The organism is Nostoc sp. (genome assembly GCF_036917355.1).
Taxonomy (GTDB): domain Bacteria; phylum Cyanobacteriota; class Cyanobacteriia; order Cyanobacteriales; family Nostocaceae; genus Nostoc.
Window position 1 is genome coordinate 45,938 of the sequence record NZ_JBALDP010000009.1, and the last position, 25,801, is coordinate 71,738.

The following is a 25,801-nucleotide window of genomic DNA, read 5'->3' on the forward strand; positions in this document are numbered from 1 at the left end:
GCGGGGAAAAACCAACGTGAAAGCACAGGTATTTAGAGGCGTTAATCAACTTTCTTACGAAGATATCCCAGTTCCAACCCTAGAACCAGATGAAGTGCTGGTACAGGTGCGGGTTGTGGGGTTGTGTCAGTCAGATATTAAGAAAATTCGTTATCCACTGTATGAACCGCCGCGCATTTTTGGACATGAAACTGCCGGCACGATCGCAGCATTAGGCAATAATGTCAAAGGTTGGCAAGTTGGACAACGGGTAGCAGTGATGCACCACATCCCTTGTATGCGTTGCGCCTACTGCCTAAATGATAATTTCTCCATGTGTGATGTTTACAAGAACATCTCCACTACCGCAGGCTTTAAGGCCAGTGGTGGCGGTTTTGCTGATTATGTCAAAGTTCCCGGACATATTGTGGAAAATGGTGGGTTAATTTCCATCCCGGATAACATCAGTTTTGAAGAAGCCAGTTTTGTAGAACCGACTAACTGCTGCTTGAAGGCAGTGAAAAAAGCCCAAATCGCTCCAGGACAAACTGTGTTAGTTACTGGCGCTGGGCCAATTGGGTTAATGTTCATTATGTTGGTGAAGTATTTCGGAGCAAAAGCGATCGCTACCGATTTACTACCCTCTAGAATTGATAAAGCTTTGAGTGTCGGTGCAGAGGCGGCTTTTGATGCTCGCGATCCCGATTTACCTGCCAAAATCTTTGCTTTAACTGGTGGACTAGGTGTTGATGTTACCTTGCTGGCTGTTCCGAGTGAGAAAGCTTTCTTTCAAGCACTTGATAGTACCCGCAAAGGCGGTAAAATCTTGTTTTTCGCCGAATTCCCTGATGAAGTGGAAATTCCCATTAACCCAAATATCCTCTACCGTCGAGAAATTGACTTGATAGGAAGTTATAGCTCATCTTATCGGCTTCAGAGTTTATCAGCTGATATTGTATTTAATCAGCAAATAGATGTAAAAGCGTTGATTAGCGATCGCTATCCATTAAAAGATTTATCAGCAGCTGTGGAAGTTGCGATCGCACCCACACCAGATACTTATAAAATCTTAATTTATCCGTAAAAGGAAGATTAGGGAGATGGGAGAGTGTTAAAACTAGAAGTTTAAAGTTCTGTCTGAGATTCAGCTACGAAGCTAAAAGGTTCAACGATGAAGCTAAAAGGTTCAACGATGGAGCTAAAAGGTTCGACGATGAAGCTAAAAGGTTCAACGACGAAGCTCAAAGGTTCGACGATGGAGCTAAAAGGTTCAACGATGAAGCTCAAAGGTTCAACGATGGAGCTAAAAGGTTCAACGGTGAAGCTAAAAGGTTCAACGGTGAAGCTAAAAGGTTCGACGATGGAGCTAAAAGGTTCGACGATGAAGCTCAAAGATTCACAGTTCACCCTTACAAGCTCAAGTTTCATCCTCATCTCTCTCACTTTCCTCTTGTCCCTAACAAAATGCTTATTACCCTACTTTTCGTCGCTCTACTAGCTTTCTACGTCGCCTGGAATCTCGGAGCAAACGATGTCGCTAATGCGATGGGAACCTCTGTAGGTTCCAAAGCTGTCACTCTCAAACAAGCACTAATAATTGCTGGGGTATTAGAGTTTACGGGTGCTGTATTGTTTGGACATGAGGTAACAGAAACTCTAGCCACAAAAATTGCTAATCCCGCTTTATTCGCAGCTACACCCCAACTATTCGTAACTGGAATGGTAACGGTACTAATATCCTGTGGTGTGTGGTTGCAAATTGCCACATCACGCGGTTTACCAGTGTCATCTTCTCATGCTGTTGTTGGTGCGATCGCTGGATTTAGTTGGGTAGCTTTGGGAGTAGGTGCAATTGATTGGTCATCAATTGGCTTAATTACCATTGGCTGGATTTTAACGCCGTTAATTAGTGGTGCGATCGCTGCTTTATTTTACAGTCAAATCAAGCACTGGATTTTAGATCAACCCAATCAAGTAGTGCAGTTACAAGAATGGATTCCCTGGTTGAGTACTGCACTGCTAGGTGTATTCGGCGTGATTGTCTTACCATCGCTCACAGAACCGCTAACCAATTTTGTAATTGAGCAAGTTGGTTTTACAATCCCTGCTTACGACATCCCGCTGTTAACAGGTGCAATCGCAGCAGTTGGACTCACAATCATTAGTTGGCGACAATTGGGAGATAAGGGAGACAAGGGAGAAATACTCCCAAATCCCGTAGAAAGATTATTCGGTCGATTCCAGCTACTAAGTGCTTGCTTTGTAGCCTTTGCTCACGGTTCTAATGATGTGGGAAATGCGATCGCTCCTTTAGCTGCGATCGTTTACATCAATCGTACTGGTAACGTACCTATTGATGGTATAACTATCCCGCTTTGGATTTTAATTCTTGGTGGTGCTGGTATTGTTGGTGGTTTAGCTGTCTGGGGAAAAAAAGTCATCGCCACCATTGGCGAAAACATCATTGCCTTGCAACCTAGTAGCGGTTTTTGTGCCGAACTTGCTACTGCTACCACCATCCTCATCGCTTCCCGGCTAGGTTTACCAGTCTCCACTTCCCACGCTCTCGTCGGCGGTGTAGTTGGTATTGGACTAGTACAAAATATTAAGTCGATTAAGTTTCAAACACTAAAAGGCATTGCCGCCGCATGGCTAATTACAATCCCTGTGAGTGCTGCCCTTAGCGCTGCCATCTTCAGCATCGCCCAGATTTTATTCTTCTAAGAATTATTAATATTTTCCAAACTTTTCCTCTATTGGAATTTACTCAAAGCAAACCCAGACTGCAACAACGCCAAAAAAAAGCGTGCTTTTGCAGAATTGCTGCTCATTCATTAGAATGTTGTGCAGGGGATAACGTAACTTAGAATTTCCACAGAAGGATACTTTAATCTCCCTTTAGAGATATAAACTGTCACACCAGTTACATTCCACACAAATTTACAGTTAGTTAGTTTCGCAAGTCAGACAATTTGGTGGGGATATCTAGCGACGAGTCGCCTACGCACAAGCATCTCTGAATCTTTGACAATTATTATTGGCAGCAAAACAATAAATATTTATTTGGAGTGAGATTTATTTAAAAGTAAAAATTTCATTGGCAAATAATTTATGAAAATTAAACTGACCAAAAATAAAAAAGTCTCTATTTAATGGACTTCCAGGCGTGGCGATAAATCCAAAATCCCTTCGGGTTGAGCAATCCCCCAGACGCTCTGGTGTCGCTAATGATGGGAATCGCCAATACGGATGATACCTCACCAAAATTCAAAATCTAATGGTTAAATACTTATCAATCCTGAAGAGAACACGCTGTAGTAAGCTGTGTGGCAAACTTAGATGCTTTGCTAACTTGTGTCTAGTATGACAGAATTACGTTGAAATGCGGAAGTGCTGTTAAAATTTTTAATTTATCTGACAAAATACAGGAAATTAGGATGACCGCCAATCAAGTGTACGGGAAGCAGCTTTATCGTCAAAGTGTTAGAGGTTAGAAGCTAATGGGGCGATTCGAGAAGCAACCAGAAAACCCAAGAGTCAGAGGGGAGCTATCTAGAGCAGCAGAAAATGCTCTTTGGGCTGTAGTTGAAGACTTAGAAAATCTTCAGCAGAATGTCCTTAGAGGCTTGCAGGAAGACGTAAAGCGGCTTCAGTCAGAAAAAAGTCGGTTATCTGATGAGATTCAAAGCTTGGTAGAGGAAAAAGAGCATTTACAACAAGTGCGCCAAATCACTGAGCAGCAAGTGTTAATTCGGCAACTGGCAGAAGTTCTGGCAAAGCATATATCTTCACAACTGCAATCCTCTCTGACAACTTTAGCTAATCAAAGCATAGAGGGCAAATCTTACGAACAAGCTGCGCTGAAATCTGCTGAAGTTAGCAGCAATGTAGTCGGTGAAATTAATGAAAAAGTCGAACACATGTTTGACAGTCTAGATGACACCGTTACTATTACTTTTAATTCCTTACAACAGGAGCTGAAAAACTATCAAAGTAATCTTTCCCAACAGTTGTCACGGATGTATAGCCAGCAGCAGCAAGGGGAAACGATTTTGGCGGAGTTTGTTAACCGCCTGCATGGAGAACTAGAAAAAACTATAGAAGAAACTTCACGCAAATCAGCAACAGCAGGTATACCTACTGTTTTGCAGTTTACGGAGCCACAAAAAAACAGTTCTGTTGATACATCCCTGCCAGAGTTTGAGGAAGTAGTAAGAAATTCCCTTGAGCCAATTTCCCCGATATCCAATAAATTTTCACCAAGAGAAACGACATCAGAGCCGCCGATTGTTAAAGAAAACACCGCGAATCCGATTTCTTCTCCCAGCAAGGATTTGTCGCCAAGAGAAACAATATTACAGCCGCCTATTGTTAAAGAAAATACCGCAAATCCAATTTCTTCTCCCAGCAAGGATTTGTCGCCAAGAGAAACAACATTACAGCCGCCTATTGTTAAAGAAAATACCGCAAATCCAATTGTTGTCCCCAGCACAGATTTGTCGCCAAGAGAAACAACATTACAGCCGCCGATTGTTAGAGAAAATACCGCAAATCCAATTTCTTCTCCCAGCAAGGATTTGTCGGTAAGGGAAACGCCATCAGAACCTACTGCGGCTGTAGTTCCGCCACCAAAAGACAATGCCACCGAGCCAATTTCTGTCCTAAATCAGGAATCGCCGGAAAACGAAACGAAATCAGAGCCTCCGATCGCATCTGTGCTACAGCCGAGAATAATCCGACCTTCTCTCAAGATTCCTACTGAACCACTTTCTGTCCGCCGTAAGAACGTATCGCAAAGCAAAGCTGAATCCTCATCGACTACTGCGCCAGAACCGCAGGTGGAAGCAAAACCCCCACAATCGCGATCGCCTAATTCTTCTGGCTTATCGACACTCCAAACCGGTTTATTCTTGATCGTCTTATCGGCAGTGGTATCGTCACTTTACAACGTAGCCATCAAGGTAATTTTCCACGAAGGTTCCCAGATTTTTGGAGTATTAGAGGTAGAGCAGTTGCTACCGCCGACTTTGGGCAATACTCTGTTAATTCTTACGCTACGGTTTATGGTAGTTGTACCGCTAATGGTACTTTTGTCTCCGATATTGCATCCAAGACTGTGGCAAGACTTGGAAAACTTGTCCGCTTCAGTCCGAGGAAATTCCACACCTGCCAATGCAGCTACCAAGCAGATTTTGGTGTTGTCAATTGTGAGTGGGTGCTTTTTGTTTTTATCTCAGGTGCTAATCTACATTGCGATCGCTCAAGTCCCAACCGGAATGGCGATCGCACTGTTCTTTATCTATCCAATGGTTAGCGGTCTATTTTCGTGGTTTCTGTTTCGCGATCGCCCCACTCTATTCCGCATCGCGGCGATCGCCGCAATTTGCTGCGGTGAATTATTGGTTTTAGGGGGTTCTCCCAGCATCGGTATCGGTAATACTTCAATGGGAAGCAGCACCGCCATTCTTTCGGGTGTGGCTTTTGCTGCCTATATAATTCTGACGCGAGTCTGTGCTAGCAAACTGCATCCGGTGACTTTTACTTTAATTAACTTCACTACCATGCTGTTGTTGAGCTTTATCTGTTTGATGCTACCTTTGCCAAGTAGTTGGAACTTGGTAGTAGTTGACCCCTCTAAAATGCTGGAATTGGTTTTAAGCGCGTTTATTTTGGGTGTGCTGACCCTTGCAGGTTATTTGCTCAATAATGTTGGTATTAGTAAACTAGGCGCCTCGCGATCGGCGCTCATTGGTGGTAGCATCCCAGTTTTAACCGTGATTTTCGCTGGGTTAATCATTCAAGAAAATTTGGATATTGTGCAAATTCTGGGAGTGTTATTTGTAACCTTTGGCGCTGCTGCTTTCAGCTTTGAAACAATGCGAAATCAGGTTAAACCCTCTAGTCCCACGAATTAAATGGCGAGTTCAATCAGCTTAAGGGTGATGGGAGCTACTTTACTCCCCATCACTCTCTACATCAATCCTGATGCTAATGTGACAAACAAGATCCCCGACTTCTTTGAGAAGTCGGGGATTTAAATTTTTACGAATAATTTCAGAATGCTCTATAGGTGCAGATAACACTTAATAGATCGGCAAGCAGTATTCAGAATAAATCGACTTGTAATATATTTTTAGGGATTTAGCCTGATACAGGTAGGGAAAACACGTATATGTAAGCAATATGAGTAGTACTGACTCCAGCAATTGAGTACGAGTACTTGCTCAGAGAGAAGATTCGCAAGGAGTTAAGACCATTGCAGCACATTTTGGAACTCAGAGATGGAGAAGTAGCAGAAATGTTTAGAGTACCCCGTTTTTTCAAGCCAAACGCACTTTGTTGATATTAGGCGGTTGACTACCTGTTTTTCAGCGTGGGAGGCAAAGTAAGTGGGCAAGAATAGACTAGCTTATGTTAAGCAATGTAAATTTAATCAAATTGCCTTGTAGTCAGGGCTAAAGCCCTTATCTTTCGGTTTTATTTGTCGCTAATGGGGAAGTCTCCCAGACCGCCCTAAGTCACTATAAATCTTTAATTATTCACACCCACTTACTAATTGTGTTTCGTAAGATGGTATCTTTATTTCTGTCGTTTTATACTAGTCAACTTAATTTGCGTAGGCGTAGCCCACCGTAGGTATCGCTCAGACACCTAGAAAAATAAGCTTATATCGTAGCTTGCTGCGAATTATCACCCTTTTGTAGCAACAAACTATCTACGTAATTTAAGTCTCTCAAATATATAAAATAGCGAGGTAAAAACATACTTTAAAGTAGCCAATAAATTAGTTAAATCATAAAAATTTAAAATTTTTTCATTAAATAAATATAAATTTATGCCAAAAAAACCTCTAAATAATTATTGGATTTAACCCAAGATGTTTTATTATATATATGGCTATTAACTAGTCTTTCGGTTATTAGCACGAGCGACAAAGCCTTATAGATACGCGATTTAGTCTAAAGTAATCGTGGTTTTTTGTGTCTAATAGTCAACATAAAAGAATAAATAAAATTTGATTTAAAAGTAGATATAAAAATATCATCAAACCTTGATTTAAGCACAGTATAAAATATTTAAATAGTCATAATTTATAAACTTTAAAATGCATAATTTTATTTCAAAACTAAAAAATAGTGATATGATAAGGAACAATATTTGAAAAACAATAGGCATTTTGAAATTGAAATTATTTGCTCTACTTGATGTCTACTATTTTCCCTCAAACCGACGGCTGATAATGCCGAGACATCACTGGAGGTTGTGAACGGGATGATAGTTCACAAAGAGCTGTATAGCTCAACCTCTAAATGTGGCTACACCTGGTAAGCGATTTGTTTTGAGACTATTCCCAATTATTTCTAGTCACTTGTGTACTACAAATAATTCGCCAAAGCTGCAAAAAAAGCATCTTTTTCTAGTAACAAATATCCCAGATTAACCGGGCAAACTAGTTTTTACTCTGAGTTGGCATAGTGCCATACTTAGATGTAAGCAGCTTGACGTTGTTGTTCTTGAAAGATGAAAAAACCAGAAACCTGAAAGGCTTTGGAGATTAATTGCAGCATATTTGACTGTTGGTAAATAAACCGCCGTTAAGCTAGATTTGGTGGTGTCTCTAATTTTCCGGTTAGATGCAGAGACAGTTATAGTCACAACTATCGACTCTGCTTTTCTACCAGTAAATATGCGAAAATGGTAGTTTGCGCTACCACCGATATCATCGTTATCGCATACTAATATAGTTTGAAGTAAAGACAGCCTTCAGCCAGGTGTATACTACCTATTTTCATTCGATTAAAAATTGTGTAAACGTGCTATTCAATTGTCTGTAATATGAGTAACGACATAGATCTGATCAAACGTCTTGACCCCAGTGCGATGGATCAGATCATGCTTTATCTGGCTTTTAGTGCCATGCGGACGAGTGGGCACAGGCATGGGGCATTTTTAGACGCAGCCGCAACAGCAGCAAAGTGTGCAATTTACATGACCTATCTAGAGCAGGGACAAAACCTGCGAATGACAGGGCATTTGCATCACTTGGAGCCGAAACGAGTAAAAATTATTGTAGAAGAAGTCAGACAGGCACTAACAGAAGGCAAACTGTTAAAAATGCTGGGTTCTCAGGAACCTCGCTATTTAATTCAATTGCCTTATGTCTGGCTAGAAAAATATCCTTGGCAACCAGGGCGATCGCGCGTTCCTGGTACTAATCTGACAAGTGAAGAAAAAAGACAAATTGAGCAGAAACTGCCCAGTAATTTACCTGATGCTCAGTTAGTTAGTTCCTTTGAGTTTCTGGATTTGATCGAGTTTTTACACAAGCGATCGCAAGAAGACTTGCCACCCGAACACCAAATGCCTTTGAGTGAAGCTTTGGGTGAGCATATTAAGCGCCGTCTGCTTTACTCAGGAACGGTAACACGGATTGATTCTCCTTGGGGAATGCCCTTTTACGCGCTTACCCGTCTTTCTTATACCCCAACAGACGATGAAGAACGTACACACATCACAGTGGAAGATACCGCTCGGTATTTCCGCATGATGAAAAATTGGGCAGAACGGAGACGAAACGCCATGCGCTTGCTGGAAGAACTTGATATTCTCCCAGAAAAAATGGATCAGGCTATGGAAGAATTAGATGAAGTTATCCGTGCCTGGGCTGACAAATATCACCAAGATGGTGGTATTGCAGTGGTTTTACAGACGGCTTTTGGTGAAAGAGAAGACTAGTAACGCAAGGCAAAAGTCAAAAGTCACAAGTCAAAAAGCTTAGAAAACAGGCTTTTGAACGATTTGAAATAGTTTCTTTATTTACGCCATGCTTTACTAGTACAACTAACTGTGCAAAATTCTAAATTACCAAAGCTGAAAAACTGACGTGAGTTCAACTAACCTCTCTCCAACTCCTCTTTGCGTTGGAGAGGATAATTATAATGTAAACCCAACATTTTCATAGCTTTGTTGGATTGCGCTTTGCTTCACCCAACCTACAATTTTTCACAAAGCCAAGCGTATTGACCGATAATCTTTTCTTTGACGCAGATGGGATTGGTAAAGCTGCACAAGTTCAAATCGCCTAGTTCTCGAATCAGGCAATAGTAACTAATGTAAATATTACTGTCATTGCCTAACGAAAGCTATATAGTCAGCAAAGGTAAATTATCCAGTCAGGTTGAAGCATTGTAAATATATAAGGCTGGGTTTCGCTGTTGCTCAACCCAACCTACAAATTAAAATCAGATGATTTATTTTTTGGTAGTCCCTGAATCAGATTGGCAAATAGCCACTCTAAATTCAACCTGTATATCAATTACACAAAACACTGTAATCTAATTAGTGCCCGGTTGAGTTGGAACAACTGGTTGAGTTGGAACAACTGGTTGGTTTGGAAATGGGGTAGTTTCTAAACTTGGACTTGAACCCGCAGGAATTATCGTTGGCGGTGTAGATGATGATGAAGCACCGATAACACTATCATCAGCACTGATACAAGTATCTAGCGCTTGAGTAGCCGGAAAGTCGATTTGACTACGCAAGCCAACCACACACTGGCCAAAGCGCACGGGTAACAAACTGCGTCCACAATAATCTAAAACTGTTGGATTAGCTTCTTCCTTAGTACTTAAGCTGACGCCAACTACACAGGTTGCTAACTCTTCAGGACGCCGGGCCTTTCCACAAGAATAAAGCGCATCCGTTGCAGCAATTTGGGTTTCCTTATCAATTTTCACCACGCAAGCAGCCAAATCTTTTGGACGCAATGCTGCTGCACAACCTTCTGATGCCGCTTCTGCCTTTACACCCACACTCAGGAGGCGACCCGCACAGACACTATAATCATTCCTGTAGGAAGCAGCAACAGCCACATTAGGCAAGATTGTTAAACATCCAGCTATAGCCAAAACTGGTAATGTTAAAATCCTGGAGGTGGAACTGCCTTGTTTGTTCTTAACTCTGCTAACCACTTTTTTGCTCATTGACATTGCCATTCTCCAAACACCCAAAGTTATGCTAACTCAAATATCTTAAAAATCCTCTGTAATTCAAGAATTTCAGAGGTAGTAAAGTATAGACATAATTAATTATGTCGAAAATTGTGTTAATATAGCTGTTTGAAAGATAAGTAGGCAACGTAAAAAGTATTTCAGAGTAAGAATACTGCGTAAACCAATCTGATGATTGAGTAGCCTATGAAACTAAATAAACACAAAAAACTTATTGGCAGTAGTACGGCGGGGCACGTCGGAATTCAGGCTTGGAAGCCAGTTTGTCGGCTCAACCGACTTAAAGTAACTGGTGTAAAAGAGATGCCTCTACATTGGTAAGATACGTCATACCAAAGTAAGCAACTTCAAAAAACCAAGAATCCGCTGATTTATGATCGGTGGAATGTCAAAATGGAATGTTTGGGTAAAGTTTAAACAGGATTAGATTAAGGAAACTCATGTCCCGATATAGAGGGCCCCGCCTCAGAATTGTCCGCCGCTTAGGCGACCTACCAGGATTGACTCGTAAAAGCGCTAGACGCGCTTATCCACCTGGGCAGCATGGTCAGAACCGTAAGAAACGCTCTGAGTATGCCATCCGTCTAGAGGAAAAGCAAAAGCTCCGCTTCAACTACGGTTTGACTGAAAAGCAATTACTTCGCTATGTGCGAAAAGCCAGACGTGTTACTGGTTCTACCGGACAAGTGTTGCTGCAATTGCTAGAAATGCGCTTGGATAATACAGTTTTCCGCTTGGGTATAGCCCCGACTATCCCAGCAGCTCGTCAACTGGTAAATCACGGTCACGTAACTGTTAACGGTCGTGTGGTGAATATTGCCAGCTACCAATGCCGTCCTGGCGAAGTAATTGCCGTCAGAGACCGGGCACAATCCCGGAAGTTGGTGGAAGCTAACTTGCAATATCCCGGTTTGGCCAACCTCCCCAGTCATTTGGAATTTGACAAAAATAAGTTGGTTGGTAAAGTCAACAGCGTTATTGAGCGCGAATGGGTGGCACTACAAGTTAATGAACTACTTGTGGTGGAATACTACTCACGACAAGCGTAATAGTCATTTGTCCTTAGTCATTTGTCCTTAGTTATTTGCAAGGGACAAATGACCAATTACTATCCGCCAATTTGCGACATGGTGCGGGTATATGCACCTAAAATGCCAGAATCGCGCCCTTTAAAATTAATTTCTGGTTTATTTGCGAGTAAATGTCTTACCTGTTCTTGTAATTGAGCGGTGCTAGTGCCAGAACGCAGGGCAGTTTTTAAATCTATTTGACCAGTTTCATTTAATAAACAGGGACGCAGCCAGCCATCGGCACTCAGGCGCATCCGATTACAACGATCGCAAAAACATTCTGACATCTGACTAATAAATCCTAGTGTCCCCTTCGCATTGGGAATTTGAAAGACATCAGCAGGGCCAGCACCACGAACTTGTGATTCTGTCAAGCCCCAGCGATCGCGAATACGTTCTCGTAAATCGGCTGAAGATACCCAACCGCGATCGCCAAATAAATGCACATTACCAATGGGCATAAATTCAATAAATCGAACGTGCCACTGTTTATCAATTGTCAGGGCAGCTAAATCGAGAACTTCGTGGTCATTAACCCCAGGAATCACCACCACATTCAGCTTCAGAGGGTCGAATCCGACTTGATGGGCAGCTTGAATCCCCTGCCAAACTTGTTGCCAACGAGAACGCCCCTGATTACCAATAATTTGGTCAAAAATTTCGGGATCGAGAGAGTCAAGACTAATATTAATTCGTCGCAGACCAGCATTGTAAAGGTTTTGTGCCATCGGAGCCAGCAAAAAACCGTTGGTCGTCATTGAAAGGTCTTGAGTTTGGGGTAAAGTTGCGATCGCACCGACTAAATCCACCACCCGCGGACGCAATAAGGGTTCTCCCCCAGTCAAACGAAATCGGGTAAAGCCTACTGGAATAAATACCTCTTGAATTAAGGTGAGTAGTTCTTCATCAGTCAATAACTGTTGCTTGAGAATATAATCCAGTTCTACTCCCTCTGGCATACAGTACTGACAACGAAAATTGCAGCGATCGATTAAGCTAATGCGGAGGTAGTCTACCTGGTTCATCGTTTTATTTTTATTCTCTCTGATTAATTAAAGACTTTACAAAAGTGGTTTACCTCTTCCTACTATCTTTGTTGTAACTCAAAATACCGTACTCCCCCTTAAGTGAGAGTCCACAGATTGTGGCATAATAAGCCGATCGCATCCACTAGTTAGTCATCAATCGTGCAAGATACCGACTCCATCAACGACCTTGCTGCTGCTTTACTACAGCCAGCCGATATCAGCTTTGAACTGCCCGATCCAGAAGATGAACAGATTCTAGAGTCAGATTTTCAACAGCAGCTAGAAGTAGCTTGGCAGGTATGCGATCGCTTTGATTTGCAAACTGAAATCTGGCGGGGGCGAATTTTACGGGCGATCCGCGACAGAGAAAAAGTCGGTGGTGACGGCCGCGGTACTGGCTTTCTCCGATGGCTAAAAGAGCGAGAAATCAGTAAAAGTCAAGCATACTCGTGGATTCAACTGGCAAATAGTGCCGATACTCTGATTGAAGACGGTAAACTTGACCCCGGATCTGTGAACAACTTCAGCAAACGGGCATTTGTCGAAACCTCCAAAGCAGTCCCAGAAGTGCAACAGATGGTGAGTGAAGCTGCCCAAAAAGGCGATCGCATCACTAGGCGAGAAGTGCGTCAACTCAGCGATGAATGGACAGCCATGTCCTCAGATTTATTACCCGAAGCAGTCAAAGAAAAAGCCGCAGATAACACCCTTCCCCCGCGCTACATTGCCCCTCTGGTGAAGGAAATGGAAAAACTGCCAGAATCGCATCAAAAGTTTATCCAAAAGGAAATAGCTGCCAATCCTGATGTGGATACCCTGAAACAGGTAACTACTGAAGCGCGTAACTTGGCCAAATATCTCAAAGGTGCGGCTCAAGTTCAGGCGCTAACGCAGGAAAATATTGACATTGAAACAGCTTTAGAAGAAGCGCAAAGAGTTGGCTGTTTGAGCATTGCTGCTGATTTGGTCAATCAAGCATCGCAAATTGAACAAACGATCGCTAAATTGTATATGACTTGGAAACGGATCGGTAATTTAGCAGATCGATTATACGTAGATACTGGCGCAAGTACACCCAACTTGCGATCGCTCCTCACTTGCTTGGAACCTCTGGGTGGTGAAATCATGGAATTGCAACTTAGTGGTGCAACTGAACACACTGTTCGTTTGCAAATTCAGGAGACGAGTTAGGGAGTGGGCAATATCGCAATTGTTATTTCGGCGAACTCATTTGTTATTTTGGCGAACTCATTTGTTATTTCGGCTAACGCAATTGTTATTTCGGCGAACGCATTTGCTATTTCGGCGAACTCATTTGTTATTTTGGCGAACTCATTTGTTATTTTGGCGAACTCATTTGTTATTTCGGCGAACGCATTTGTTATTTCGGCGAACTCATTTGTTATTTTGGCGAACTCATTTGTTATTTTGGCGTACTCATTTGTTATTTCGGCTAACGCAATTGTTATTTCGGCGATCGCATTTGTTATTTCGGCGTACCCATTTGTTATTTTGGCGTACCCATTTGCTATATCGGCGTACTCATTTGTTATTTCGGGCTACCCATTTGCTATGTCAGCGATCGCAGTTTATCTTTCAGTCTTTGGAATTGCTGAGAGTAAGGCACGGAGAGCATTGTTAACGGCTTCTGATGTTTTGAATATCTCAGTGACATCAGCATCAAGAGTAACTGTCAAAGGAGCTTTTTCTTGCTGACTAGCAAAACGGTTGGGCAAGGCTTTGCGATAGTCAAAGTTATACTCAAGAAGCAAGTCATCGTCTGCGTTGTTGTAGAATTCAGAAGCCTGTGAATTCTTCATAATCTCTTCGTTCTTTCTTGGTTGCTAGACGTGCGCTAACAAAACAACAATCAAGGTGGTTAGGACATCAACAGACGATAAAACTTAGACACAAAAAGGCTTTTCACCCAGTCCCCAGTCCCCAGTCCCTTGCTGTAATACGGATAACGTTTGCTCTTTCTGTAAAACAGACCAATAACAGGCGATTGTCTTGGTCATGTCCGATGATGATTTCTCGACGTTCACCAACAGAGTGCCATTCATCATTGAATATGTAAGCTAGAGGTCGTTAAAGACAGTCTTAGCTGCGTCAAAGCTGATACTGTGCTTGTTGAGATTCAAACTAGCTTTTTGGTTATCCCACTCAAATTTTAAATTCATCCCCTGATATCAGGCTACTCTACTTGCAATGAAATCCTAATTTGTGAAGGTAGAGCGATCGCAACAAGAGCAGCAATTGCATAGGTGTAGCCAGCCGTAGGCATCGCGCTTGACTGCAAAGTTACGAAATATCGCCATATCTCAATTTTTAATGAGCAGCGCAAGATTTAGCGTTGAGCGAGGAGTTATGGGGCGTTGTCGTGGGTACTTGAGCAACCAGAACTACGTTCCCATTGGCATCTATAATCCAGCCTTGGGCTTCTACAATTTGAGTAGGTTCATTGACAGAATTTAATTTCTGTGATTTTTCTTCTGTGTTTCGCTGCGCCTGAACAACGGCTCTTTTCTGAATACCGCTAGCACGATTCTGATTCTCTGGAGGAAGGGCGATCCAATCTGCTAACACTGCATCATCAGCTATCAATGGCTCCGTGGGATCGGCTACTAGTCCTCCACGTCCAGTGGTAATAAATGAATTTCTTGCTATTTTTCCACCAGAACTACAACTAGCAGCAATTTGCTGCGAAGCATCAACCAGATTTACGGGCAATTCTACTAATCCTTTACTGGGGTCAGCATCTGGTGAGTTAATTTGTACAGTGCCATTTAATGAAGGGTTTTGCTGAGAAAATGCCGTGATGTCATTCGTTTGCAGATTATTTGGGTCGATATCCTTCGGATCAAGCCTTTCTACGTCTGCACGGGTACGTGGCACAAACCCAAAGATGCTCTTAGAGGTGATTTCGATTTTACCACCAGAGCCAAAGTTGGCATTGGCGGTGATATCGCTATTTCCAAAGCGAGCAGCGACGAGGAAGCCATTAGGTGCTTTTATGGTGATATTACCACCAGTTTTATCACCCCCAGCATTAGTAGATATTTGGCTGTTGCGACGCATCAGTAATAAGTCTCGCACCTGTAGCGTAATGTTACCGCCCCGTCCTGACAGACTACTTGATGTGAACTTTCCTTGGTTGTCTAGAAGTATGGAGCTAGCAGTTACGTTTAGTGCGCCTGGTGTACCTGGGTTACTTGTATCTCCTAAGTAAATTGCATTATCTGCAACTTTAACGTTCACGTTTATTTCACCTTTATCTCGGACAATCAATTGTCCTGTGGTGATATTGATTGTCCCCGCATTTCCGTAATTTAGAGTCGAAGCACTCAAGAGACTGGGAAAACCTGTTGTCGAGGTTCCAGTTATCTCTAGCGACTCCAAGGCGTTTACAGTTATATTCCCTCCTTTTCCTTCAGGTGGTATCACCTGTGAACCTTTTACTATTCCGCTAGAGTCTGCCCTTACTATTGAACTAGACTCCGCCGTTACCCTTGCTCCTCCTTGAATACTAAACCTTTTAGTGTTGAGCGTAATGTCACCCGCTTTTCCTTCACCAGCGCTTGCACTAATAAATCCAGTAATAGTATTTGGCAAGGTAATGCTGCTACCAATAAGCTCCACGGATTCAGAGGCGTTCACAATCAAATCTCCTCCATTACCCTTGTCTACCGTAGAAGTTAATACTTGAGCACCATCTTGAACACTTAATTTATTAGTGTTAATAATTAATTTACCGCTATCTCCAGCACCTATTGTCTGAGTTGTTAAGTACACATCGTTACCAATTAATTTCACGGTATTGCCTTGTACCTGGATATTACCACCGTTGCTATCTTGGTTTCCGGCATCTACTTGAGATGGAATTTCTTTACCATCAATAGTTCGCTGGATTAACTGAATTTCCTGTAAGTTCTGAGCATCTTCATACCCCAAGACCCAACCTTGGTTCGTTGGGTTCAAGCTGACCAGACTATTACCAGCAACACTTCCTAGCTCAATTCGTCCCGATTCTGCTGTTAAATTTCCGCCCTCTAGGCTTATATCACCACCTACAAGTGCCAAAGTTTTGTCTGGTTTTACCTGTAGACCAACGGGTTGCCCGAAGGTATTAGTTGTTCTATCTGGATTATTTGCTTGGGATTGATTACGGATGGTTCCTGGTATAGCTCCAAATTGTAAGCCAACTGGAACAGTTACTGTCAGTAGGGACGTGGTTTGAGGATTTGTGGCACTAAATTTAGTACCATTGACAAAGTTTAGACTACTCGCCGTACTTGCAACAAATGAACCGCTAATGTCTAGAGACGCATTGGGACCAAAAATAATCCCATTGGGATTAATCAAAAACAGGTTGGCTGTGCCATTAGCTTTAAGAATGCCATCAATATTAGAAATAGACTTGCCTGTCACCCGACTTATAATATTTTGAATATTTAGCGGATTGTTAAAGTGGGCTGTGCTGCCAGTTGGCACAGAAAACTGCTCAAAGCTGTGAAACAGGTTCGTACCGCGAATTACCCCGCCATTGATCTGGTCAGTAGGGCGGCCATTGATTAGCTGGGGTGTAACAACTGAACTTTCAGATCCTAGAGTGTCATCCTTTATAATCTCGGACAAAACATAACTCCCTGAGAAGGCGAGTATTGCAGCAATTTCTAAAGCACTAACTACCCCGAACTTCCAGTAACGACTACCTCGGCTTTTATACATTACAGAATTTGCCCCAAAAAAAATAATTTAGTAGTGAAATACTGCCAATTACTAAATAGGATGATGATATTTTCTAGCAATTTAGCAAGTCAGCGTGGAAATCAGCACTTTCATCTCCACTGCAATAGTTTTTGGCAGCATAATGACTACAATAGATTATATGAAAACAGGTAATTGGCGTTACGTTATTTCTCATAATTTATATTGTTCAAGCTTAATTGCATGGGCAGGGAATCCATTTTTTAAGATTACTCGCCCAGCAAGTACAAGTGCAGTTGGGACAATCTTGCATCGAGATATTCATATCTAAAGTTGCTAGTGAAGAATTTCGACCTTCGTTGTCTTCTTCAGGATCGCTTGATTGGAGTTTATTTAGGTCGATTCTGTACTCAAATTGAAGCACTTCTTGTCTTAAGATCCCATACTTTGATAGGATTTGGCTAAAGTTAGCGTTATTAACTATCTCACACATTTCCTGCTTAAGTTCGTCTTTTAACTGCTGTAATGTGTGATCATCTATGACTATTGACTGTAATGTTTTAGATTCCATAAATTTTGCTTTCCTTGCAGACTGGTAAATGTGTAAACTTATCTTGTGATGTACTAAATTAACGCGAGTTTGATTAGTACAGTTTGGCAACTAACGAATCAAGAATACGGAGTCTAGAGTAAATAAAAGCATTAAATTTCTAAAGCTCTTGTGAACTCCGATAATTATGAATTCAGCTTGACTAGTTATAATTACGCATGGTGTTACAAAACTTCATATATTTCTGCCGGATTTGCTTAAAGCATTCATAAATCTGGCTACTGACCGTTAACCGCTCAAGAGAATTGAGTAATTCATATCTCCTCAAGTCTCACACTCTGCTTGTGGTTTGGATAAGCCTACAGGCTTTATTAAGGCGATCGCTTGCATAAAGTCCATAGCCAATCAGCGATCGCACTCACACCTATTTGAGTAAAAAAAGCGATCGCTTGTATGAAGGTCATTGCAAAGGAGCGATGTCTACGAAGGGTTACACCAACGCACCACAGATGAGTTTAATAGAAGTGCGATCGCTTGTATGAAGGTCACTGCGAAGAAAGCGATCGCACCTGATTTGAGTAGAAGGGGCGATCGCTTATATGAAGGTAGAAGGTAATTGCAAAGAAGTGATCGCACTACACCTAAGTTTAGTAGAAGGTGCGATCACTTGTGTGAACGAAAGTGGGATGCTCCCAAATTATTTAGGGCACGGACAGTTAACAAAGTCATGTACATCATTTGACCAACAAGTGCAACCCGATAGCTGGATAGGTTTAACTGGGATTATTAGTGGTAAATAATCAGTAACTTGCTTTTTTTCATCAGTATTTATATCTGGAATTTTAGATGGGTCAATAGATGGAATTTGAGTTGGTTTGATACTGTGCTGAAAGTCAATTTTTATGATTCTATTTCTTAATAGACTATACTTTTTATCTGTTACTTTGTTAATAATGTTCTGAATATCTGCGGTGTTTTTGCAGTTACCACCTTGAATAATTTTGGTTTTTTCCTGTGCTGTAATGCCAAAATTATTAGGTAGAGTAGCATCCAGGTTAACTTTGGCAATAGCAGAGTTTCCAGATAGAATTATTGTACCACCAATTGCAATTCCGCCTTTAACCAAGCCCCAAATATTTGTCATATTTTATCTTGCACCTTTCTAAATAAATAATAGTTGCCGTATAGCAGGGAAGCTTTAGCCGTTTTAAGGAATGTACATCGAAATCGGTAATCAGTTTTTTATTTTTGTCAGAGTTTATAGAGTTTAACTTTTATACATAATTAATAAAGATTTGGCACACGAGAATGTTCTGCCTGAACGCGGAATATATATTTCATTACAATCTTTTAAATTCCTCGCTTTCCATCCCACCAGGGAATCAAATTCTGTTATTTTTTATGTGGATGTTATGATGCCAAAAGCGATACCTTCTCTACAAGATGCTACGTATAGCTTACTTAAAAGTCGAGGTACGGTGGGCTATGTCAACGCGCCGACAGCTTAGTTTAGTACAAGAGGCGATCGCTCAATCGCTCATATAAAGTTCATTGCAAAGATAGCGATGTCTACAACGGCCTACGCCAACGCACCAACAAAAGTTACGAAAATCTGAATTTTTAATTAGCACCGCAAGATGTAGCGACAAGCGAGGAGTTATGGGGCGATGCAGTGGGTACTTGAGCAACCAAAACCACGTTCCCCTTGGCGTCTATAATCCAGCCTTGAGCTTCTACAATTTGAGTAGGTTCATTAACAGAATTAACTTTCTGTGATTTTTCTTCTGTGTTTCCCTGCGCCTGAGCAACGGCTCTTTTCTGAATACCCTCAGCCCGATTCTGACTCTCTGGAGGCAGTGCGATCCAATCTGCTAGCACCGCATCATCAGCTATCAATGGCTCTGTAGGATCGGCTTGTATTCCTCCACGCCCTGTAGTGACAAATGAACTTCTTCCTATTTCTCCACCAGAACTACAACCAGCAGCAATTTGCTGCGAAGCATCAACCAGATTGACAGGTAGTTCCACTAATCCTTTACTGGGGTCAGCATCTGGCGAGTTGATTTGTACAGTGCCACTTAATGAAGGGTTTTGTTGAGAAAATGCAGTGATGTCACTTGTTGGTACGTTATTCGGGTTTATGTCTTTTGGATCAAATATCTCCACCTCTGCACGGGTGCGTGGCACAAATCCAAAGATATTCTTAGCGGCGATCGCAATTTTACCACCAGAACCAAAGTTGGCGTTAGCGGTAATATCGCTATTTCCGAAGGGAGTAGCGACAAGAAAGCCATTAGGTGCATTGATGGTGATATTACCGCCAGTTTTATCACCTCCGGCATTAGTAGAGATTTGACTGTTGCGACGCATCAGTAATAAGTCCCGCACCTGTACCCCAATGTCACCACCCTTACCTGACTCACTATTAGATGTGAGTTTTCCTTTATCGAGCAGGATGGAACGAGCGCTTATATTGAGTTCGCCTGCTAGACCTAAATTGGGTACACCCCCTTGATAGTTAACATTTTTTCGAGCTTCACTGCTCACAGTTATTGCCGCCCCATCTTTGATAACCAATTGCCCTGTAGTTAAGGTCAAGTTGCCGCCATTTCCACGCCCTTGAGTCCCAGCAAACAAGCTACTGAGCCTAGAACCATTTGCTGAGGTTCCCATTAATTCTACGGACTCAGAGGCGTTCACTGTCAAATCTCCTCCATTTCCTGTAGCTGGTAGAAATTGGTTAGAGAAACGCCTAAGTATACCCTCAGAACTTGTTGATATTGCTGCCCCTCCCTCGATACGTAACTTTCCAGTATTAATTATTATGTTGCCAGCATTTTGAGCGCCAAAAGTTGCACTAAATAATCCACTCGATATTAAATCACTACCATCTGGCAAAGGAGAAATGGGGATACCTGCAATTAGTTCTACGGAATCTGAGGCGTTGATGGTCAATTGTCCGGCCAATCCCGAACCAACATTGAACATTAAGACTTGCGCTCCATCTTTGACAATCAACTTTCTGGTAGTGATATTTATATTTGCAGAGTTTCCAGTGTCGAAAGTTCCAGTAGACAAGAACGCATTTAGTCCAAGTTCTACAGACTCGGAAGCGTTCAGTGTTAAATTTCCTCCTGGTTGCGCTCCCAGAGTCAGAGCCAAAATTTGTGAACCGTCAGTTACCAGTACGCGCTGTCCTTGCACGTGGATATTACCGCCACCTTTGCCACTGGTATCTAAAGTAGATGGAATCTGACTTTGCTGGGTTAGTTGAATGTTCTGAAAATTTTGAACACCTTCATATCCTAATGCCCAACTTTGATTCGTTGAATTCAGACTGACCAAACTATTGCCAGCAACGCTTCCTAACTCAATTCTTCCCCCACTTGCCGTTAAATTTCCGCCCTCTAGGGTTATATCACCACCTATCAGTGCTAGGGTTTTGCCTTGCTGCACCTGTAGACCAACACCTTGTCCGAAGGTATTAATTGCATTATTGGGACTTGCTTGGGATTGATTGCGGATGGGCGCCGCATTTGTTCCAAATTGTAAACCTATAGGAACACTTACTGTGAGTAGAGGTGTAGTTTGAGGTGATGTAGCACTAAACTTTGTACCATCAGCAAAGTTCAAACTACTCGCCGTACTCGCCACAAATGAACCGCCAATATTTAAAGAAGCATTGAGTCCAAAAACAATGCCGTTAGGATTAATCAGAAATACGTTGGCTGTACCGTTAGCTTTGAGAATGCCATCTATATTAGAAACAGAATTGCCTGTCACCCGACTGATGATGTTCTGAATATTGATTGCATTGTTGAAATGGGCTGTCCTTCCGGCAGAGATAGAAAATTTTTCAAAGCTGTGGAGCAAGGTTGTACCACGAACTGCTCCACCATCAATCTGGTCTATAGGCTGACCATCGATGAGCTTTGGTGTAATGATTGAACTTTCAGATCCAAGTGTGGCATCTTTTTGAATTTGAGCTAGAGCAAAACTATCAGCAAAAATGAGCACTCTAGCAATTACTAAAGTACTCACTATTCCTAACTTCCAGTGGCAACTGCTTTTAGTTTGAGACATGAAATAACTGGCGCTCAAAAAATCAGAGTTTACTAAAATACTGCTTTTTGCTAATTAGTTATGTTAGAACGTTGATGTGATCTCTGTATATTAACTACTACAAAAAAGCAAAGTTTAGTATTTTTACATTCATTAGAATAAACTCTTTGCAGTCCAAAGATAAAATTATTTAGCAGTTACACCATCCTATGCCAGTTGATGGGCAAGGTATACACAATGCATTCAAACTTCGAGATAGTTTAGTTTCATATTGGGCGCTAGCGGGAATTATTTTGATATTGTCTTGTACTGTAACGCCATAATTATTAGGTAAATTGCCGTTCTGCTCAATTTGAGCAATAGCAGAGTTCGTGGACAAAACTACCGCACCACCTATTGCAATTCCTAGAACTTTAACGCAGAACGAAAGATTATTCATACTTAATATTGCACCTCTTTCAAGAAAAAAATAACAATTGCTACACAGTAGACAAGCTTTAGTAAACTTCAGTATTATACATTTGAATCAGTAATCTAGGTTTATTTAGTTATCAAAAATTTAAGAGGCTGTTTGTAAAGGATTATAAAGGTCTGGGTTGAGGGATTCTGAGGTGTTTTAACATCACATGAAACATTCTTCCTAACGATCCAATTACCGCATTCATACCCTTTACATTTCTTTAGAAAAAGAGACACGATAAATTGCCGTCTCTACAATAATCAATCTTTCGTAGAGACGGCGATTTATCGCGTCTTTAGGATACCCAACATTTCTGCTGGATTTGTTGGGTTGAGCGAAGCAAAACCCAACCTACAAAAAATAGCGAAGGTATTGATATAGAAACTAAATTATTTAGCAGTAGCAGCCCAAGGGGCTGCCAGTTGATGGGCAAGGGATACACAATGCTTTTTTCACTAATACAATTTCTGGTATTGAAGGTCTTGAAGTTTCTGCCAATAATGCATTGGGTTGCTGTTCATCAACTGCATTATCAGATTTGAGTTGATTGGGGTCGAGATTGCACTGCCAATGAATTCTCAAGACTCTATATTCTAATAAGCCGTACTTTTCAAGCACTGAGTGCAAGTCAGCGTTTTCTAGGCTTTCATTCATTTTCTGCTGAATCTCTTCTTGTAACTGCTGTAATACTTGAGGATCTATGACTTGTTGAGAACTCATGAGTGTTTTCGTTCCTGACGGGAGGTGTATAATTATTGCTTCAGTTTAGTTAGCAATGATTACGGTCAGTGTTACAAAAGTTCATAATTTTCCTGCGGGATTTTCTTTACAGCTATTTTTAACTAATACCAATTCAAATTATTTCTTCTTGAGTGGGCATCTCGTCTAGTAACTAAATCGGGCTTTTACTTACCGCCTTCCCCACTAATTCTTAATCCCTGTCGCAGCAATACCCTGAAGAAATTGACGCTGACCGATGAGAAATAATACCATCACTGGAATTGTGGCTATTGTTACTGCTGCCATCATCAAAGGCCAATTATTCGTAAATTGCTCCTGAAACTCAGCCAACGCTAGTTGCACTGTCCTTAATTCTGGTCTTGTCGTAAATACTAGAGGCTTAAATAAATCATTCCACTCACCGATGAAGGTGAACAAAAACAGCGTTAGCAAGGCCGGACGAGCTAAAGGTAACATCACCCGCCACAAAATTTGCAGTCGGTTCGCCCCATCTATCGCTGCTGCTTCCTCTAACTCTACAGGAATTGTCTGGAAATACTGACGTAATAAGAAAATCCCAAATCCGCTAACCGCAGTGGGTAAAATCAGCGCCCAGTATGTATTTATCAGGTGTCCCCACTTCAACACCAAAAAGATGGGAATCACCAATAACTGAAAGGGAATCACTAAAGTTGCTAAAACGACTAATAGCAGTGCTTGGCGTCCCCGAAACTTCAAACGTGCAAGGGCGTAACCAGCCAAAGCAGAAGTGACAATCTGAAACGCCGTCACAGCGATCGCTACCAAGGTAGAATTAGCAAACGCCAGCAAAAATTTTCCTTGTTGCCACGCAACGCGGTAATTTGCTAAAGACCAGTTATTTTTGAACAAATTTTCTGGGCTGACGGACGTTGGTGCAAAGGAGGTGAGAAAGACCACAAACAGCGGTAGTAAAACGATAAATGCCCCTAGCAGTAAGATTACTAGGCTCAAAAAATCACCAGATTTCAGATTCGGATTTGGTTTAGACATAACTTGAGCCGCAAAGCATTTATTTCGCTAGTACTAGAGCATTGCCCCCAGCAACCATTAATCTATAAACATAGTCTACTTGTTAAGTTAAATTAAACCACAGAGATTGTTACCCTCAGTTCATAGGGTAAATTCCAATCCTGGTGTCAAAATAATTCCAGTTTACAGGAGTAAACAATAACCATGCAGCAGCTTGCAGACCAATTTAAAGAATTAGATTTCAAGAGCGAAACATACAAAGATGCTTATAGCCGGATTAATGCAATCGTGATTGAAGGGGAACAAGAAGCCCATGAAAATTACATCACATTAGCCGAACTGCTGCCAGAATCTCATGATGAATTAATTCGCCTCTCCAAGATGGAAAGTCGCCACAAGAAAGGATTTGAAGCTTGTGGACGCAATTTGGAAGTCACCCCAGATTTGCAATTTGCCAAGGAATTTTTCTCTGGACTACACCAGAATTTCCAAATAGCAGCGGCGGAAGGAAAGGTCGTCACTTGTCTGTTGATTCAGTCTTTGATTATCGAATGTTTTGCGATCGCAGCATATAACATTTACATCCCCGTTGCCGACGCTTTTGCCCGCAAAATCACGGAGGGAGTAGTAAAAGATGAGTATAGCCACCTCAACTTTGGAGAAGTTTGGTTGAAAGAACATTTTACAGAATCCAAAGCTGAACTTGAACTTGCAAATCGCCAGAACCTACCCATCGTGTGGAAAATGCTTAACAAAGTAGAAGGTGATGCCCACACAATGGCAATGGAAAAAGATGCTTTGGTAGAAGACTTTATGATTCAATACGGAGAAGCATTAAGTAACATAGGTTTTACGACTCGCGATATCATGCGCTTGTCAGCCTACGGACTTATAGCCGCTTAAAAGAGTGCTGAGTAGAGACGCGATTAATCGCGTCTGTACAAGAGTGCTGAGTAGTTCAAATTTATCAGAACTTCAGAACTCAGGACTTAGGACTCAGAACTGCTGAAACACTTAACATAATATTCCACGCCCTCAAGACAGCATAAGCCTAATAATCACTACATGTTTGGTCTAATTGGACATCTGACTAGTTTAGAACACGCTCAATCGGTTGCTAAAGAATTGGGATACCCAGAATATGCCGATCAAGGGCTAGACTTTTGGTGCAGCGCCCCACCGCAAATTGTCGATACCATTATTGTCACTAGTATAACTGGGCAACAAATTGAAGGACGGTATGTAGAATCTTGCTTTTTACCGGAGATGCTAGCTAGCCGTCGCATCAAAGCTGCAACGCGCAAAATCCTTAACGCCATGGCCCATGCACAAAAGCATGGCATTAATATCACAGCTTTAGGCGGATTTTCCTCGATTATTTTTGAAAACTTTAAGTTAGACCAGTTTAGCCAAGTCCGCAACATTAAACTAGAGTTTGAACGCTTCACCACAGGAAACACACATACTGCCTACATTATTTGTAAGCAGGTGGAAGAAGCCTCAAAACAATTGGGAATCGATCTCTCAAAAGCTACTGTTGCTGTATGTGGGGCAACTGGAGATATTGGTAGTGCAGTTACCCGCTGGCTAGATGCAAAAACAGATGTCAAAGAACTTTTGTTGATTGCCCGCGACCAAGAACGCCTCAAAGAACTGCAAGGCGAACTGGGGCGAGGAAAAATCATGGGTTTGACAGAAGCACTGCCTGAAGCTGACGTTGTAGTTTGGGTTGCTAGTATGCCCAGAGGCGTGGAAATTGACCCGACCACTTTGAAACAACCCTGTTTATTGATTGATGGCGGCTATCCTAAAAACTTAGCAACAAAAGTTCAGCATCCTGGTGTATATGTGTTAAGTGGTGGGATTGTCGAGCATTCCCTGGATATTGACTGGAAAATTATGAAAATCGTCAATATGGACGTGCCAGCCCGCCAGCTGTTTGCTTGTTTTGCCGAATCAATGCTGTTGGAATTTGAGAAGTTATACACGAACTTTTCGTGGGGACGGAATCAGATTACCGTAGACAAAATGGAGCAGATTGGTAAGGTATCAGTGAAACATGGATTTAGACCGCTGCTGGTTTAGTCATTGGTCATTGGTTATTAGTCATTAGTCATTTGTTATTTGCAAAGGACAAAGGACAACTGACAAAGGACAAAAGACAAAGGATAGATAACTTATAACTCGTACTTATAACCCCTACG

The 25,801-nt window shown here is 41.8% G+C and carries 23 protein-coding genes; 11 read left to right on the forward strand and 12 right to left on the reverse strand.

Going from position 1 to position 25,801, the window contains the following annotated elements; genetic code table 11:
• Positions 1–16 precede the first annotated feature (16 nt).
• Positions 17–1,063, forward strand: a complete 1,047-nt coding sequence (locus V7K53_RS02215; protein ID WP_335196141.1) for a zinc-dependent dehydrogenase — start codon at positions 17–19, stop codon at positions 1,061–1,063.
• Between the two features lie 41 nt (positions 1,064–1,104).
• Here the strand turns inward: V7K53_RS02215 and V7K53_RS02220 are convergent, their stop codons facing one another.
• On the reverse strand, positions 1,105–1,407 hold the full coding sequence (locus V7K53_RS02220; RefSeq protein WP_335196035.1) for a hypothetical protein: 303 nt from the start codon (positions 1,405–1,407) through the stop codon (positions 1,105–1,107).
• Positions 1,408–1,443: 36 nt separating this feature from the next.
• On the opposite strand from V7K53_RS02220, the gene V7K53_RS02225 reads away from it, so the two are divergent.
• The 3 genes from V7K53_RS02225 (at position 1,444) to V7K53_RS02235 (ending at position 6,017) form a co-directional block, all read left to right on the forward strand.
• A complete protein-coding gene (locus V7K53_RS02225; protein WP_335196036.1) occupies positions 1,444–2,703 on the forward strand; it encodes an inorganic phosphate transporter in 1,260 nt (419 codons plus the stop codon).
• A 776-nt stretch (positions 2,704–3,479) separates the two neighbouring features.
• The gene (locus V7K53_RS02230) at positions 3,480–5,894 is read left to right on the forward strand and encodes an EamA family transporter (protein WP_335196037.1); all 2,415 of its coding nucleotides are present in this window, start codon (positions 3,480–3,482) and stop codon (positions 5,892–5,894) included.
• A complete protein-coding gene (locus tag V7K53_RS02235; RefSeq protein WP_335196038.1) occupies positions 5,895–6,017 on the forward strand; it encodes a hypothetical protein in 123 nt (40 codons plus the stop codon).
• Positions 6,018–7,416: 1,399 nt separating this feature from the next.
• Here V7K53_RS02235 and V7K53_RS02240 read toward each other — a convergent pair.
• Positions 7,417–7,635, reverse strand: a complete 219-nt coding sequence (locus tag V7K53_RS02240) for a hypothetical protein (RefSeq protein WP_335196039.1) — start codon at positions 7,633–7,635, stop codon at positions 7,417–7,419.
• Positions 7,636–7,815: 180 nt separating this feature from the next.
• On the opposite strand from V7K53_RS02240, the gene hetR reads away from it, so the two are divergent.
• Complete coding sequence (hetR, locus tag V7K53_RS02245; RefSeq protein ID WP_094349731.1) at positions 7,816–8,715, forward strand: heterocyst differentiation master regulator HetR; 900 nt, start codon at positions 7,816–7,818, stop codon at positions 8,713–8,715.
• A gap of 599 nt (positions 8,716–9,314) precedes the next feature.
• Here the strand turns inward: hetR and V7K53_RS02250 are convergent.
• A complete protein-coding gene (locus V7K53_RS02250) occupies positions 9,315–9,968 on the reverse strand; it encodes a hypothetical protein (protein WP_335196040.1) in 654 nt (217 codons plus the stop codon).
• A 207-nt stretch (positions 9,969–10,175) separates the two neighbouring features.
• Here V7K53_RS02250 and V7K53_RS02255 point away from each other — a divergent pair, with 207 nt between their 5' ends.
• Together V7K53_RS02255 and rpsD are read left to right on the forward strand one after the other, a co-directional pair.
• Positions 10,176–10,310 carry a hypothetical protein gene (locus tag V7K53_RS02255; RefSeq protein ID WP_335196041.1) on the forward strand — a complete coding sequence of 45 codons (135 nt, stop codon included), beginning with the start codon at positions 10,176–10,178 and terminating at the stop codon, positions 10,308–10,310.
• A 119-nt stretch (positions 10,311–10,429) separates the two neighbouring features.
• Entirely contained in the window at positions 10,430–11,038 is a 609-nt protein-coding gene (gene rpsD, locus V7K53_RS02260; RefSeq protein ID WP_012408407.1) for a 30S ribosomal protein S4, read from the forward strand.
• 59 nt (positions 11,039–11,097) lie between these two features.
• On the opposite strand, the gene moaA is transcribed toward rpsD, so the two are convergent.
• Positions 11,098–12,084, reverse strand: a complete 987-nt coding sequence (gene moaA / locus V7K53_RS02265) for a GTP 3',8-cyclase MoaA (protein WP_335196042.1) — start codon at positions 12,082–12,084, stop codon at positions 11,098–11,100.
• A 162-nt stretch (positions 12,085–12,246) separates the two neighbouring features.
• Here moaA and V7K53_RS02270 point away from each other — a divergent pair, with 162 nt between their 5' ends.
• Entirely contained in the window at positions 12,247–13,278 is a 1,032-nt protein-coding gene (locus V7K53_RS02270) for a hypothetical protein (protein WP_335196043.1), read from the forward strand.
• A gap of 398 nt (positions 13,279–13,676) precedes the next feature.
• Here the strand turns inward: V7K53_RS02270 and V7K53_RS02275 are convergent, their stop codons facing one another.
• From V7K53_RS02275 to V7K53_RS02285, 3 genes are all read right to left on the reverse strand, one after another.
• Entirely contained in the window at positions 13,677–13,907 is a 231-nt protein-coding gene (locus V7K53_RS02275; protein WP_322709666.1) for a hypothetical protein, read from the reverse strand.
• Between the two features lie 508 nt (positions 13,908–14,415).
• A complete protein-coding gene (locus tag V7K53_RS02280; protein WP_335196044.1) occupies positions 14,416–16,815 on the reverse strand; it encodes a two-partner secretion domain-containing protein in 2,400 nt (799 codons plus the stop codon).
• 214 nt (positions 16,816–17,029) lie between these two features.
• On the reverse strand, positions 17,030–17,365 hold the full coding sequence (locus V7K53_RS02285) for a hypothetical protein (protein ID WP_322702994.1): 336 nt from the start codon (positions 17,363–17,365) through the stop codon (positions 17,030–17,032).
• Between the two features lie 442 nt (positions 17,366–17,807).
• Between V7K53_RS02285 and V7K53_RS02290 the strand changes: the two genes are divergently transcribed.
• On the forward strand, positions 17,808–17,960 hold the full coding sequence (locus tag V7K53_RS02290; RefSeq protein ID WP_335196045.1) for a hypothetical protein: 153 nt from the start codon (positions 17,808–17,810) through the stop codon (positions 17,958–17,960).
• A gap of 81 nt (positions 17,961–18,041) precedes the next feature.
• Here V7K53_RS02290 and V7K53_RS02295 read toward each other — a convergent pair whose 3' ends face one another.
• The 5 genes from V7K53_RS02295 to V7K53_RS02315 form a co-directional block, all read right to left on the reverse strand.
• A complete protein-coding gene (locus V7K53_RS02295) occupies positions 18,042–18,488 on the reverse strand; it encodes a hypothetical protein (RefSeq protein WP_322702992.1) in 447 nt (148 codons plus the stop codon).
• A gap of 476 nt (positions 18,489–18,964) precedes the next feature.
• Positions 18,965–21,427, reverse strand: a complete 2,463-nt coding sequence (locus tag V7K53_RS02300; protein ID WP_335196046.1) for a two-partner secretion domain-containing protein — start codon at positions 21,425–21,427, stop codon at positions 18,965–18,967.
• A 169-nt stretch (positions 21,428–21,596) separates the two neighbouring features.
• Positions 21,597–21,845: a hypothetical protein gene (locus V7K53_RS02305; protein WP_334716502.1), complete on the reverse strand. Its 249-nt coding sequence runs from the start codon at positions 21,843–21,845 to the stop codon at positions 21,597–21,599.
• A 414-nt stretch (positions 21,846–22,259) separates the two neighbouring features.
• On the reverse strand, positions 22,260–22,586 hold the full coding sequence (locus V7K53_RS02310; RefSeq protein WP_335196047.1) for a hypothetical protein: 327 nt from the start codon (positions 22,584–22,586) through the stop codon (positions 22,260–22,262).
• Between the two features lie 204 nt (positions 22,587–22,790).
• Positions 22,791–23,618: a carbohydrate ABC transporter permease gene (locus tag V7K53_RS02315; protein WP_335196048.1), complete on the reverse strand. Its 828-nt coding sequence runs from the start codon at positions 23,616–23,618 to the stop codon at positions 22,791–22,793.
• Between the two features lie 183 nt (positions 23,619–23,801).
• On the opposite strand from V7K53_RS02315, the gene V7K53_RS02320 reads away from it, so the two are divergent.
• Together V7K53_RS02320 and V7K53_RS02325 are read left to right on the forward strand one after the other, a co-directional pair.
• On the forward strand, positions 23,802–24,500 hold the full coding sequence (locus V7K53_RS02320) for an aldehyde oxygenase (deformylating) (RefSeq protein ID WP_335196049.1): 699 nt from the start codon (positions 23,802–23,804) through the stop codon (positions 24,498–24,500).
• Between the two features lie 162 nt (positions 24,501–24,662).
• Positions 24,663–25,682 (forward strand): long-chain acyl-[acyl-carrier-protein] reductase, encoded by a 1,020-nt coding sequence (locus V7K53_RS02325; RefSeq protein ID WP_335196050.1) that lies wholly within the window; start codon positions 24,663–24,665, stop codon positions 25,680–25,682.
• The last annotated feature ends 119 nt before the right edge of the window (positions 25,683–25,801 follow it).